Origin of the sequence: Pectobacterium sp. IFB5596, from assembly GCF_021432585.1 — a bacterium.
Taxonomy (GTDB): Bacteria; Pseudomonadota; Gammaproteobacteria; order Enterobacterales; family Enterobacteriaceae; genus Pectobacterium; species Pectobacterium punjabense.
This window is the reverse complement of sequence record NZ_LXFY01000033.1, coordinates 128,774-141,558: the sequence shown is the minus strand read 5'-3', so window position 1 is coordinate 141,558 and position 12,785 is coordinate 128,774. Positions and strand designations below refer to the sequence as shown.

Here is a 12,785-nt window from a genome sequence, read left to right as displayed (position 1 = left end):
GTGAATCGAACGACAGTCGAAAAAGGGGAACTCAAAAAAGAAAATTTTTTGTCTTTATTCCAAAAACGGTCTCTAAAAAGGTGACTGGTATAAGAACGATATCAGCGCGGTTCGACGGTCACCCACCACGGAAAACGCCGATGGATGCGGACGGGAAAGGCCTGCGCCAGCATATTCAGCGCCATGTCAGTATCGATTAAGGGGAAGGTACCCATCACGCGTAGATCAGCGATAGCGGGTTGGCACGCCAGATAGCCGTGGCGATAGCGTGACAGCTGCGCCACGACCTCACCCAGCGACATGTTGTCTGCCTGTAACATGCCGTGTGACCAGTCGGCATCGTTCTGCTGATTGGGCTCGATGTTACCCTGACCGTCGGTGCCAAAACGCAGGTGATAGCCTGCGTTGACCCGACGTGCGGCGCTCGCGTACTTGGCGCTGACCTCGACCGCGTGTTGGTAAACGGTCAGCGTTGTGACGTCCGGTTCCTGCGCTACGCTAAAACGCGTGCCCAGCGCCTGCAAGTGCCCTTGTGCGGTGGTGACGAAGAAGGGGCGAGCATCGGCAGCGGTATCAATCAGAATATCGCCCGCCAGCAGCGCGATTTCCCGACGCTGATTGCTGTAGCGGATATCAATCGCGCTGGCGGTGTTCAGCCACAGCCGGGTGTTGTCCGGCAAGGTAAGCGATTTGATTTCTCCTACCGCACTGTGATGATCGGCCGTCATCGCCAGCAGCGAGCCTTTTAACGGCGTATGGCGGTACGTCAGCCAGGAAAGTAATGAACCGGTACTGAGCAGTGCGGCGAGTTTGAGCGCACGACGGCGTGCCATTGATTCCGGCTTATGCAGTAGCGTATTCAATGCGGGCTGCTGACCGTCGCCGCGCAGCGGTTGGAAACGCTGGCTGACGGTTTGCACATAGTCCCAGGCATGACGATGTTCCTCGCTTTCCTCCATCCAGCGTTGCCAGTGGTGGTCGTGTTCATCGCCAGGTTCTCGATCGCACAGCTGAGCGTACCATTGCGATGCCTGCTGTAAGGCAATAAAACTGGGTTTATTCATAAGTGAGCGGCCTGAGCGTCCGCATCTATCTCTGCTTCCAGCAACACACAGTGCAGCATGGCCTGCGCCATATATTTCTTCACCATGCGTTCGGAAACGCCCAGCGCCTCGGCAATTTCCCGATAAGGTTGCCCTTGAACCTGCGCCATGATGAAAGCCGCACGCACCTTCTCTGGCAACGCACGTAGCATGGCATCGACTTGATATAAGGTTTCGAGAATGATGTTGCTGTCTTCCGCCGACAGGGCAACGGGTTCCGGCTGTTCGGCGAGCGAGGTGAGCCACACCCGCTCAATTTCTCGCTTACGCCAGAGATCGATACACATGCCTTGTGCCATCACGCTTAGATAAGCTCGTGCGCCAGCGTGGCTGTCGAACTGGCGTGGTTTCAGTAATAGCCGTAAAAACACATCCTGCGCCAGATCGGCTGCATCACACAGATTCCCCAGTCGTTTACGTAATAGCCCCTGCAACCAGCCGTGGTGCTGACAATAGAGCTGATGCAGATCTGCTGAGGTATCAATATTGGCTGATGACATGTCAGGTGCCTGAAACGGATCGATCGGAGGTCAAATTTCAGGCGCATCTTAGTTGAGAATGATTTTTATTTCAACGATAAGGAAAATGTGGATAACGCTACCAAAGGAGCGAGGTGGGAGGTTAAGGTTGGAATGCACCACGCCCGGTAATCGATTCAGGCGTGGTGAGGTTTAACGAAATAGAGATGGGTTGGTCTACGCGCCAGACCCTTCCAACACGTTACTTAATAGCCTGGGCTGGAACCTGCGCAGCGCTGTTAAAGCTGATCTCGTTGATGGCGCTCCACTTGTTCACATCGGTGCCAAACGTATCCAGCTTGAAGAATTTGGCTTTAACGGCAGGGAACGTGAATTTCTCGCCGTCTTTGGCGTTGTTAGAGGTAACCAGATTGTCAGCCAGTTTTTGCCAGCTTTTCCCATCAGTAGAGTAGGAAACGGAGAATTTCAGTTTGCGCTCGTCTGCTTTGAAAGGAACCAGCACAAAGTTCTCAACGGATTGTTCTTTATCCAGTTCTAACTGAACCCAGCTCTCACCATTTGCCGCCCAGCGCGTTTTTACGTCGCCATCGGCAATGTTGGCAGGCTTGTGGCCCTTGTCTGAATCGTAAGCGGAGGCCGTAACCGCCGTGACTTGTACCGCATAAGCGGAAAGAGAGAATAAGCCGCACAGGAGCGTCGTAGCCAGAGTGTATTTTTTCATAGTAGTCCTCGTAGATAACGGATAAACCATGGCATGCCTGCAAACCAGAAACATGAAATGGAACCTTATTGTGATAAAAAAGAAACAAGGTTTTATTTATGACGATCACGTTGCGGGGATTTTTTTGTCGGAAAAAAAACCAGAGCGGGACGGGGTTCACATTATGGCATCCGCCGTATACTCGTCATACTTCAAGTTGCATGTGCGTTGGCCGCGTTCAGTCACCCGAATCACTTACCTGAGTAAGCTCATCGGGATTCCTTCTCTTGCCGCCTTCCTGAAACTCGAATTATTTAGAGTATAGATAAAGATGTTAACCGAGTGGCAGCGCCATAAGAATGGCATCTTCCCGGCCTTGTGCCGTGGGGTAATAATCGCGGCGCACTGAGACTTCGTTAAAGCCCAGACTTTCATACAGCGCGATGGCTCGAGTGTTTGATTCGCGCACTTCCAGCCACAGCGTCAAAATGCCACGCCGCTCCATCTCATCGATCAAGTGTTCCAATAACTGACGACCGAAACCCTGACGTTGATGGTCGGGGTGCACGGCGATATTGAACAGTGTCGCTTCATCCAACACGACTTGCGTGATGGCGTAAGCGGCAAGTTGCCCGTCATGGCTCAGCTTCAGGTTGACATAACGTTCACCCTGATTGCTGACAAACGTTTTTTCCGTCCAGGGAAAGGTGTGACTGGCTTGTTCAATTTTAAAGGCTTGTGCCAGGTCGGCTGGCGTCAGAGAAGATATCGTGTTCATGTTCACAGATCTGTTGCCATAACGCCCGTTTAGCGTCGGCATTTTGATGAAGTTCGGAAAGCAGAGGGCTGGAAAGCTGAACGCCCTGTAGCGCAATGGGCTCTGCGATGCCCAGCCGCCAGCTATGGCAGTGTGCGTCGGCGGGCAGCATCTCGATCTGCTGCGGCGTCAGGCGATAGGCTTGCGCAGGCGTCAACGCCAGACTATGCAAAACGTCGGCCAGCAGCGGTTCATCATCAGCCAGCGGCTCGGCAGAGACGATCACCAGACGCACCTGGTCGGGTAGACTGACGGCGATTTCGCCTTGCAGCACTGTCGGGCGACGCAGCGTCCACTGCGTAATCCCCAGTTGCTGTAGCAGCCTGTCACGTCTTGATTCCATGCGTTGTCCTGTCTGGCGGGCGAGAAAATAATTCGTGCCTATGCTAGCAAACCCCGTCAGGCTGCGCCAATGTCGGCGCGGTTATTTCCTCTCCGCTCTGCAACTTCGGGGACGAAGTGTATATAATCCCCCGTTCAATGATTAAGGAGCTGTAGCCTGATGTCCGCATTAACCCCCGCCAGTGAAGTTATACTGCGCCATAGTGACGAATTTCTTTCACGCCGCGTTTTGTTTGCCGGTGATTTGCAGGATACCCTGCCCGCGCAATTTGAGGCGGCGTCGGTGCGTGTCCATTGCAACCAATATCACCACTGGCAGCAGATGACAAAGCCGCTTGGAGAGAATGCGCAATTCGGTCTGGTGGCGGATGCGGCGCTGGTGGCGGATAGCGACACGCTGATTTATTACTGGCCGAAAAGCAAACAGGAAGCGGAATTCCAACTGCGTAATCTGTTGTCCTTGCTGCCTGTCGGCGCGGAGATCTTCGTGGTTGGAGAAAACCGCAGCGGCGTACGCAGTGCTGAAACTGTGCTGTCTGACTTTGTTGAACTGGTAAAAATCGACAGCGCGCGCCGCTGCGGGCTTTACCACGGTCGGATTGATAAGCAGGCCAACTTCACGCTGGATGAGTGGTGGGATGAGTATGTGACGGACGGCGTTACTGTTAAAACGCTTCCGGGCGTCTTCAGTCGTGATGACCTGGACCCAGGTAGCCGACTGCTGCTGTCTACGTTTGAACCGCACATGAAAGGTAAAGTGCTGGATATCGCCTGCGGTGCTGGCGTGTTGGCATCGGTGCTGGCGAAGCAGTCACCGAAAATCCGCCTGACGCTGAGCGATGTCAGCGCTGCGGCGGTGGAGTCCAGTAAGGCTACGCTGGCAGCGAACGCGCTGGAAGGCAGTGTGATTGCGAGTAATGTCTATTCAGACATCAATGGCCGCTTCGATATGATCGTGTCCAATCCGCCATTCCACGACGGCTTACAAACCAGCCTGCAAGCCGCGGAAATGCTGATTCGTGGTGCGGTGACCCATCTACCAATTGGTGGACAACTGCGCATCGTCGCTAACGCCTTCCTGCCTTATCCGGCGCTGTTAGATGCTGCATTTGGCAGCCATGAAGTGCTGGCGCAGACCGGGCGCTTCAAGGTGTATCAGGCCACCGTGGGTCGTCCGCCGCGTACAGGTAAAGGCCGTCGATAAAAACCTACTGATTCAGGGCTGCCATACTCTCCTTGCCGTAGCGTTCACCTGCTGCGGCATCGGGCGGGAAGATGGCATCAATAGCGGCCAGTTCTTCTTTCGTTAGTGTGACATCCAGCGCCGCAACGTTTTCTTCCAGATAACGACGGCGTTTGGTGCCCGGAATTGGCACGATATGTTCGCCCTGCGCCAGTACCCATGCCAGTGCCAGCTGTGAGGGCGTGACCTGTTTTTCCTGCGCTAGTTGGTTAATTTTCTCTACCAGTTGCAGGTTTTTCCCGAAGTTTTCCTCAGAGAAACGTGGATTGGTGCGACGGAAATCGTCGACAGCCAAATCGTCCGGGCTACGGATTGCGCCCGTCAGAAAGCCGCGCCCGAGCGGGCTATAAGGCACAAAGCCGATGCCCAAACGCTCACAGGTCGGCAGAATCTCAGCTTCCATATCGCGCGTCCACAGTGAATATTCGCTCTGTAACGCCGTAATGGGGTGTACGCGATGTGCGCGCTCCAGCGTGGTGACAGAGGCTTCACTCAGGCCGATGTAGCGAATTTTACCTTCCTTAACCAGCTCGGCCAGCGCGCCGACCGTCTCTTCAATCGGCACGGTTGGATCGATACGATGTTGATAGTAAAGATCGATAACGTCCGTACCGAGCCGCGTCAGGCTGCCTTCTACCGCACGACGAATATAGTCCGGCTTACCGCAGACACCGCGTGCGTGGGGATTTGCCGGATCGCGTACGATGCCAAATTTGGTTGCCAAAAAGACCTGTTCGCGCTTGCCTTTTATCGCTTTGCCCAGCAGCAGTTCATTGGTATGAGGGCCATACATATCGGCGGTATCCAGCAGGGTGACGCCCAGTTCCAGCGCACGATGCAACGTGGCGATGGACTCTTTTTCATCTTGCGCGGTTGAGTAAAAATCACTCATCCCCATGCAACCTAGCCCAATGGCTGAAACCTGCGGACCATTTGCTCCTAATTTGCGCTGTTGCATTGTCATCTTCCTCATCTCGTTGGCAGTGAGAGCAGTCTGGTTGTTTATCTGAAAAAGATAAATAGCGCTTTTTATGCAACACTATTCAAAAATAACTAACAATGGTGGCGGTGATGGATCATATTCAAGCGATGCGGGTTTTTGTGCGAATTGTCGAACTGGGCAGTTTCAGCCGTGCAGCGGAGCGGCTGGCGCTGCCGCGTGCGACGGTGAGCAACACCATTAAACAGCTTGAAGGGCGGCTAGGGGTACGTTTGCTGCAACGCACGACCCGTCAGGTGCAGATTACCGATGAAGGACGCGTTTATTATGAACGTTGCCTGCAATTGCTCGTGGAAATTGAAGAAATCGACACGCTGTTCACGCAGCAAAAGCAACTGCCGGTAGGCAAAGTACGGGTGGATATGCCGCACTCGCTGGCGCGTGAAATTGTGGTTCCAGCATTGGGCGAGTTCTATGCGCGCTATCCGCAGGTGACGCTAATGCTGAGTGCCAATGATGCGGCGATTAACGTGCTGCGTGAAGGTGTTGACTGCGTACTGCGTGCCTGGCAGACGGAGGACGAGACGCTGGCGACCCGCCATTTGCCGTCCATGCCGCAGGTCACCTGTGCGTCGGCCGGCTATCTGGCGCGTTACGGCGTGCCACGCTCGCTTGATGAGCTGTCAGGGCATCACATGGTGGGCTATTTCTCTCTGCGTACCGAATATCTTTATCCGTTGGAATTCATGTCGGGAGGCGAGCGGATTACGCGTATGCTTCCCGGCACGTTACAGATAAACGGTGCTGATGCCTACATTGCAGGCGCACGCGCGGGATTGGGGATTATTCAGGCTCCGCATCGCGGCTTAAGCTCACTTCTGGAAAGCGGAGAACTGGTGGAGATCTTGCCGGAGACGCCACCGCCCGCGATGCCGCTTTATGTGATGTATGCGCCTGGCCGCTTTCTTGCGCCACGGATTCGGGTGTTTATTGAATGGCTTGATGAACTCTTTACGCGCAACGCCGTGGATAGATGATGATTTTTACAGCAAACCCCGCATTCCCGAGGAAATAATCATTGACGTGAACGCGAAAACCTCTAGAATTCGCCCCCGTAGTGATATTGCGTAAAGCAGTGTTGCGAAGGTGGCGGAATTGGTAGACGCGCTAGCTTCAGGTGTTAGTGTTCTTACGGACGTGAGGGTTCAAGTCCCTCTCTTCGCACCAACATCACTACAACGGTTCTGGTTTGTCGAACCGAAGCAGTAAATCAGTATCGCATAGTAAAAATTGCATGACAGCGTTGCGAAGGTGGCGGAATTGGTAGACGCGCTAGCTTCAGGTGTTAGTGTTCTTACGGACGTGAGGGTTCAAGTCCCTCTCTTCGCACCATGTCGTGATAAATGTATTACATGAGATGAATTTACTGCATAAGACAAGCAACGTTCTCAGTGCGAAGGTGGCGGAATTGGTAGACGCGCTAGCTTCAGGTGTTAGTGTCCTTACGGACGTGAGGGTTCAAGTCCCTCTCTTCGCACCACCGAACGCCTCTGTATCTTCCTGATGTTCTTCTCTGTTTATTCTCTATTATCCCGTTTTTAGCTATAGCGCTTTCTGCGTTTGTTTGTCATTCATGGTTTTTATAGCGTCGTTAGATTAAACATAACGGACAGCGCCGCCAAACCGCCAGCCAGCGCAATGCAGGATGGCAGGAGTAAATAGTGACGCAAACGTTGATGGAACAGCATGACAAGCGTCGCCAACAGGGCGATGGCGATAATCACTTTTAAGTGTGTCAGGTTCAGATTGAGCAGTGCGAGTAGCGGCATAATGGCACAGGGCAACAGCACGCCCCAGGCGCTAGACAGATGTTTCCCCATACACCAGCTCACCCCCCATAGCCCGCAGGCTGTGATCATTGCTGTTAGCATTTTTCCACCCGGCAAAAGTGATAATGATAACTAATATCATATAAGAATTTATATCAATTACTAGCTTTTTGACGGGGAGATGGCCGGAATTTTCTACATAACCGCATTAATCGGGATGCTGATTGTTCAGATGTTGGCGAATCAGGTGGATCAGATTCACGATCACGGCCGATCGTTCATGCTTACGCCAGATAGCCGCAATTTGTGTATGGATTTTGGGCATGCCGATATCATGATAGGTCACATTATCGGCCTTAATACAGGCGAGTGATTCTGGTACAAGAGTAATACCGAAGCCCGCAGCGACCATCCCAATGGTCGCCGTCAACTGTGGGGCAAAGGGGCTGGGTCTGGGACCATAGCCTGACAGGTAGCAGGTACGAATAATCATATCGTGCAGCCCCGGACAAACCTCGCGCGGGAAAATAATCAGCGGCTCCTGACGCAATTCGCTTAGCGAAACCTGCATTTTATGGCTAAGCGCATGTTCAGCGGGCAGCACCAATTTCATTGGCTCTTCGGCCAAAATTTCCCCGTTAATCTCATCACTGAGATCGCAAGGTAAGCGCAGAAATGCGATGTCGATATGGCGTTCTTGTAATGAGGTAATAAGCGTCGCCGGATTTTCTTCCTTCGGTAGTGGTTGAACGTGTGGATGTTGCTGGCAGTAGCGATGCAGCAGTGCAAGCACGGTGGGGTGGAACATGGCCGACGGTGAAAAACCTACTTTCAGGCTCCCCGTCTCACCTCGTGCAATACTTCTCGTCCGTGCGATGGCCGAATCGGTGAGTTGAAGAATTTGGCATGCATCCTCATACAATGCTTGCCCCGCCTCTGTCATTTCTACACCGCGCGTCAGTCGTTTGAACAGTGGTGTACCGATCTCCTGTTCGAATTTCTTGATCTGCTGGCTGAGAGGCGGCTGTGACATCCCCAGATTCTCCGCCGCCCGCGTGAAATGTCGCGCTTGTGCAACGGCGACAAAATAGCGCAGATATCGTAGTTCCATTCACGTAGCTCCAATATGTTCCCGATCTTGAAATGACCTTCATTGCATATTGGAATTTTGTCCTCTCTCGCGTCAATCTTTATCTAAAGATTAGTAATTTTTAAGTAATTGGCGCAGTGAGAAGGAATGTATGAAAACGTGTATCGATGAACAATCCTGTGAAGAAGCCTTTGCTAGCTATGCTTGTGACTTCCGCGGTCAGCATGTAGACAGCGTTATTTATCAAACTTCACTAATGAGTGGACTAATAAATGGCGTGTACGAAGGTAGCCGAACAATGACGGAATTACTGGAACATGGTGACTTTGGATTAGGAACATTTAACAGTTTGGATGGGGAACTCGTTGCGTTAAACAGCCAGATTTTCCAATTGTTATCTGACGGCAGTGCACGGGCGGCGCAGCCGGAGCAGAAAACGCCATTTGCAGTCATGACGTTCTTTCATCCGACGGAAACGATCCATTTTGATCGCTGGACCTCACGTGAAGAAGTTCATCGCCAGATCGATAGGATCGTGGGAACAGACAATCTGTTCTGCGCGCTACGGATTGATGGGCGTTTCCGCTGCGTTGAAACGCGTACTGTGCCTCGGCAGTGTCGGCCTTATAAACCGATGCAGGAGGCCATTGAAGGGCAACCGACGTTTCATTTTGAACACCGTAGCGGCAGCGTTATTGGATTTCGTAGCCCAGCTTATACCCAGGGCATTAACGTTGCGGGCTACCACGAACACTTCATTACCGACGATCGCCAAGGCGGCGGCCATATTCTGAATTATGACGTTGAAAATGGCACGCTGACGTTTGGCGCGATTGCCAAATTGATCATCGACTTGCCTCAGGATCGGGAGTTTCTCAATGCCGATCTGTCATCAGAAAACCTCAATAGCGTCATCCAGTCAGTAGAGAGTTAGTCATTTCATCGGAGTTATGTTATGGAAAAGTCAACGGAACCACAGCGCTGGCATAGCGGAGCAGAGCTGGTGGTAAAACACCTGGAAGCGCAGGGCGTGAAGCATATTTTTGGTATTCCCGGCGCAAAAATTGATCGCGTGTTTGATGAGCTGGAAGATTCGACGATTCAAACGATCCCTGTGCGGCATGAAGCGAACGGCGCATTTATGGCGGCGGCGATAGGGCGCCTGACAGGGAAAGCCGGCGTGACGCTGGTGACATCCGGCCCCGGCTGTTCCAATCTGGTGACCGGGCTAGCGACGGCAACCGCAGAAGGGGATGCCGTCGTGGCGTTGGGCGGTGCGGTTAAACGGGCAGATAAACTTAAGCTGACGCACCAGAGTCTGGATACGGTCAGCTTGTTTCAGCCGGTCAGTAAATTCAGTGCAGAAATCACCGCCTCTTCTGCCATATCCGAAGTGTTAGCGAATGCTTTCCGGGCTGCGGAAAGTGGGCGTCCGGGGGCGGCGTTTGTCAGCCTGCCGCAGGATATCGTCAACGAACCGGCTATTAGCCCGGTATTGGCCTGCCCGCATTTACCGCTATTAAACGGTGCGCCTCAGAGTGACATTGCTGAAGCCGCCAAGCGGCTGAAGCAGGCTAAAAATCCGGTGCTGCTGCTCGGATTAATGGCGAGCCAGCAGGAAAATACGCAAGCGCTGCGTCGTTTTTTGCACCACAGCCAGTTGCCGGTTACCAGCACGTATCAGGCTGCTGGTGTGATCGATCAGCAACAATTTAGCCATTTTGCTGGACGTGTCGGACTATTCAACAATCAGGCTGGTGACAAGCTGCTACAGCGGGCGGACGTGATTGTCACCGTGGGCTATAGCCCGATTGAGTATGATCCCGTTTTGTGGAATAACGGCAAAGCGACGCTGATCCATATCGATGTGCTACAAGCGGAGATCGACAGCGCCTACCGGCCTGATATCGAACTGATCGGGAATATCGCGATGACGGTGGATTCGTTGAATGCGTGTATCAGTGAATCGTTTATTTTGTCTGCTGATACACAGTCCGTATTGCAGGATCGGCAGCGTCAGCGGCACGATCTCAGTACGCGTGCTATCAACATGTCAGGATTTGCGATCCACCCGCTGCGTCTCGTGCGGGCGATGCAGGATATCGTGAATGAGGATGTCACGCTGTGTGTGGATATGGGGAGTTTCCATATCTGGTTAGCGCGTTACCTGTATAGCTTCCGGGCGCGACAGATTCTGATGACTAACGGTCAGCAGACCATGGGCGTGGCGCTACCGTGGGCGATAGCCGTATCGCTGGTGCAACCCGACAAAAAAGTGGTGTCCGTTTCTGGCGACGGCGGGTTTATGCAATCCAGTATGGAGTTGGAAACGGCGGTGCGCCTGAAAAGCAATCTCCTGCATATCATCTGGGTGGATAACGGCTACAACATGGTAGAAATCCAGCAGTTGCATAAATACCATCGCCCGGCGGGCGTAGCGTTCGGGCCGATTGATTTCAAAGCCTATGCGGAAGCGTTTGGCGCGAAAGGGTTTGCGGTAGAATCTGCTGATGAACTGGTCAGCAAGCTCCGTCAGGCAATGGACGTTGACGGCCCCGCGGTGATTGCCATCCCAGTTGATTATTCCGACAACCACTGGCTGATGGAGAATCTGAATATCAGTGTGCTGATTTAGCGTGTGTAAATGTTGTGCCCGCATAATAACGATAGCGGGCACAAAACAGAGCCTTGTTGTCATGCGCTAATAAACGGCTGTAACTCCTCAATAAATAGATCGATACAGCGCGTTGATGTCGTCGATGTTCGCATCGCGTGGGTTACCGCCGGTACAAACATCGTCAAAGGCGGCCTGTGCCAGCGCTGGAATATCCTCTTCTCTCACCCCGACATCGCGCAGTCTGGGTGGGATATCTACATCGTGAGAAAGCTGCCGCACCGCATTAATCGCGGCTTCTCGCGCCTGAGTGATGGGCATATCTGCCGCGCTTTTTACCCCCATCGCAATGGCGATATCCCGGAATTTTTCACCGGTATAATCGGCGTTATAGGCCATAATATGCGGCAGCAGGATCGCATTAGCGACACCGTGCGGGGTGTTGTAGAACGCGCCGAGCGGGTGCGCCATACCGTGTACCAGCCCAAGCCCAACGTTTGAAAAACCCATACCAGCGATGTATTGCCCCAGCGCCATCTCTTCCACGCCTTTCGGCTTCCCGGCAACGGAATCGCGCAGTGAACGGCTGATAATTTCAATGGCTTTCAGGTGCAGTGTATCGGTCAGTTCCCAGGCGGCTTTGGTGGTGAAACCTTCAATGGCGTGTGTCAGAGCGTCAATCCCCGTGGCAGCTTTCAACGAAGCAGGCATGCTCATCATCATGTCGGGATCGACGATGGCGACAATCGGAATGTCATGTGGGTCGACACACACGAATTTGCGGCGTTTTTCTTCGTCGGTGATCACGTAGTTGATCGTAACCTCGGCGGCCGTGCCGGAGGTGGTCGGGATAGCGATAATCGGTACGGCAGGGCGTCGGGTGGCGGCAACGCCTTCGAGGCTACGGACATCTCCAAATTCAGGGTTATTGATAATAATACCGATGGCTTTGCAGGTGTCCTGCGGTGAGCCGCCGCCAATCGCGATCAGGTAATCGGCCTGGGATGACTTGAAACGCTCGATGCCGCTTTTCACTACGCGAATGGTGGGGTTGGGAATCACCTCATCGTAAATATCGTAGGGTAACCCTGCCGCATCCAGTTTTGCTGTAACTTTGGCAGCGACGCCAAATTTAACCAAATCCTTGTCCGTCACCAACAAGGCCTTCCTGAACCCTCTTCTCCTCACTTCATCGACAATCTGAGCGATGGCGCCTGTGCCAAAATAGGATGTTTCGTTAAGAATCATTCTGTTAGCCATTGTGTGCTCCTGTTTAACGTTAATTTTGATAAACCTAAAAATGTATGTTGTGCAATTCCTTGTTATTAGTGTGGAAAAAACACTCTGCGAGCGCCTTCCGTCTGCTGCCATGTCGTCTTGTACGCTGGCACGGAGGTAAAGACGCCTGAGAAGTGGCTCACAGAATCGTGATGATGGCAGTGTAATGGCGGGAGTCAGGCTGGGATTTATCGTTGGGTTTTGATTGAAAAAATCTAATTTAAGCTTGTTTTTATCATTATATTATCTAATCCGAATAGGGTTTTTATTTGGGTGGTATTCCCTGAGTTAGCCAGTTTTAATGTCATTAATCTGTTTTATGTGCGCATTTAAATAATTTACATGCTTAA

At 52.6% G+C, this 12,785-nt stretch carries 13 protein-coding genes and 3 tRNA genes; 7 read left to right on the top strand and 9 right to left on the bottom strand.

The annotated features are described in order from the left end of the window. Positions 1-101: 101 nt before the first annotated feature. From A6301_RS21480 to A6301_RS21460, 5 genes are all read right to left on the bottom strand, one after another. Positions 102-1,064, bottom strand: a complete 963-nt coding sequence (locus A6301_RS21480; protein ID WP_234258701.1) for a FecR domain-containing protein — start codon at positions 1,062-1,064, stop codon at positions 102-104. Beyond that, positions 1,061-1,603, bottom strand: coding sequence for a sigma-70 family RNA polymerase sigma factor (locus tag A6301_RS21475; RefSeq protein WP_234258700.1), 543 nt, complete (start codon positions 1,601-1,603; stop codon positions 1,061-1,063). Before A6301_RS21475 ends, A6301_RS21480 begins: the two co-directional genes overlap by 4 nt. Before the next feature lie 220 nt (positions 1,604-1,823). Then, positions 1,824-2,303 carry a discoidin domain-containing protein gene (locus A6301_RS21470; protein ID WP_107167878.1) on the bottom strand — a complete coding sequence of 160 codons (480 nt, stop codon included), beginning with the start codon at positions 2,301-2,303 and terminating at the stop codon, positions 1,824-1,826. A gap of 313 nt (positions 2,304-2,616) precedes the next feature. Then, positions 2,617-3,060 (bottom strand): ribosomal protein S18-alanine N-acetyltransferase, encoded by a 444-nt coding sequence (gene rimI, locus A6301_RS21465; protein ID WP_234258699.1) that lies wholly within the window; start codon positions 3,058-3,060, stop codon positions 2,617-2,619. Then, on the bottom strand, positions 3,011-3,442 hold the full coding sequence (locus tag A6301_RS21460) for a DNA polymerase III subunit psi (protein WP_234258698.1): 432 nt from the start codon (positions 3,440-3,442) through the stop codon (positions 3,011-3,013). Before A6301_RS21460 ends, rimI begins: the two co-directional genes overlap by 50 nt. A 159-nt stretch (positions 3,443-3,601) precedes the next feature. On the opposite strand from A6301_RS21460, the gene rsmC reads away from it, so the two are divergent. Beyond that, positions 3,602-4,645: a 16S rRNA (guanine(1207)-N(2))-methyltransferase RsmC gene (gene rsmC, locus A6301_RS21455; protein ID WP_107167874.1), complete on the top strand. Its 1,044-nt coding sequence runs from the start codon at positions 3,602-3,604 to the stop codon at positions 4,643-4,645. 4 nt (positions 4,646-4,649) lie between these two features. Here the strand turns inward: rsmC and A6301_RS21450 are convergent, their stop codons facing one another. Further along, positions 4,650-5,642 carry an aldo/keto reductase gene (locus A6301_RS21450; RefSeq protein WP_205541029.1) on the bottom strand — a complete coding sequence of 331 codons (993 nt, stop codon included), beginning with the start codon at positions 5,640-5,642 and terminating at the stop codon, positions 4,650-4,652. Between the two features lie 113 nt (positions 5,643-5,755). Between A6301_RS21450 and A6301_RS21445 the strand changes: the two genes are divergently transcribed. From A6301_RS21445 to A6301_RS21430, 4 genes are all read left to right on the top strand, one after another. Beyond that, complete coding sequence (locus tag A6301_RS21445) at positions 5,756-6,661, top strand: LysR family transcriptional regulator (RefSeq protein WP_234258697.1); 906 nt, start codon at positions 5,756-5,758, stop codon at positions 6,659-6,661. A 103-nt stretch (positions 6,662-6,764) separates the two neighbouring features. After that, positions 6,765-6,851: transfer RNA gene (locus A6301_RS21440), tRNA-Leu, on the top strand. Positions 6,852-6,929: 78 nt separating this feature from the next. Beyond that, positions 6,930-7,016, top strand: a tRNA-Leu gene (locus tag A6301_RS21435). 61 nt (positions 7,017-7,077) lie between these two features. Beyond that, a tRNA-Leu gene (locus tag A6301_RS21430) sits at positions 7,078-7,164 on the top strand. Positions 7,165-7,264: 100 nt separating this feature from the next. On the opposite strand, the gene A6301_RS21425 is transcribed toward A6301_RS21430, so the two are convergent. Together A6301_RS21425 and A6301_RS21420 are read right to left on the bottom strand one after the other, a co-directional pair. Then, positions 7,265-7,555 carry a DUF1435 domain-containing protein gene (locus A6301_RS21425; RefSeq protein ID WP_107167871.1) on the bottom strand — a complete coding sequence of 97 codons (291 nt, stop codon included), beginning with the start codon at positions 7,553-7,555 and terminating at the stop codon, positions 7,265-7,267. A gap of 106 nt (positions 7,556-7,661) precedes the next feature. Then, positions 7,662-8,564, bottom strand: coding sequence for a LysR family transcriptional regulator (locus A6301_RS21420; RefSeq protein ID WP_205541034.1), 903 nt, complete (start codon positions 8,562-8,564; stop codon positions 7,662-7,664). Positions 8,565-8,694: 130 nt separating this feature from the next. Between A6301_RS21420 and budA the strand changes: the two genes are divergently transcribed. Further along, positions 8,695-9,477, top strand: coding sequence for an acetolactate decarboxylase (budA, locus tag A6301_RS21415; protein ID WP_234258696.1), 783 nt, complete (start codon positions 8,695-8,697; stop codon positions 9,475-9,477). Positions 9,478-9,498: 21 nt separating this feature from the next. Then, a complete protein-coding gene (alsS, locus tag A6301_RS21410) occupies positions 9,499-11,178 on the top strand; it encodes an acetolactate synthase AlsS (protein ID WP_234258695.1) in 1,680 nt (559 codons plus the stop codon). A gap of 87 nt (positions 11,179-11,265) precedes the next feature. On the opposite strand, the gene fucO is transcribed toward alsS, so the two are convergent. Continuing rightward, the gene (gene fucO / locus A6301_RS21405; protein ID WP_234258694.1) at positions 11,266-12,417 is read right to left on the bottom strand and encodes a lactaldehyde reductase; all 1,152 of its coding nucleotides are present in this window, start codon (positions 12,415-12,417) and stop codon (positions 11,266-11,268) included. Between the last annotated feature and the right edge of the window lie 368 nt (positions 12,418-12,785).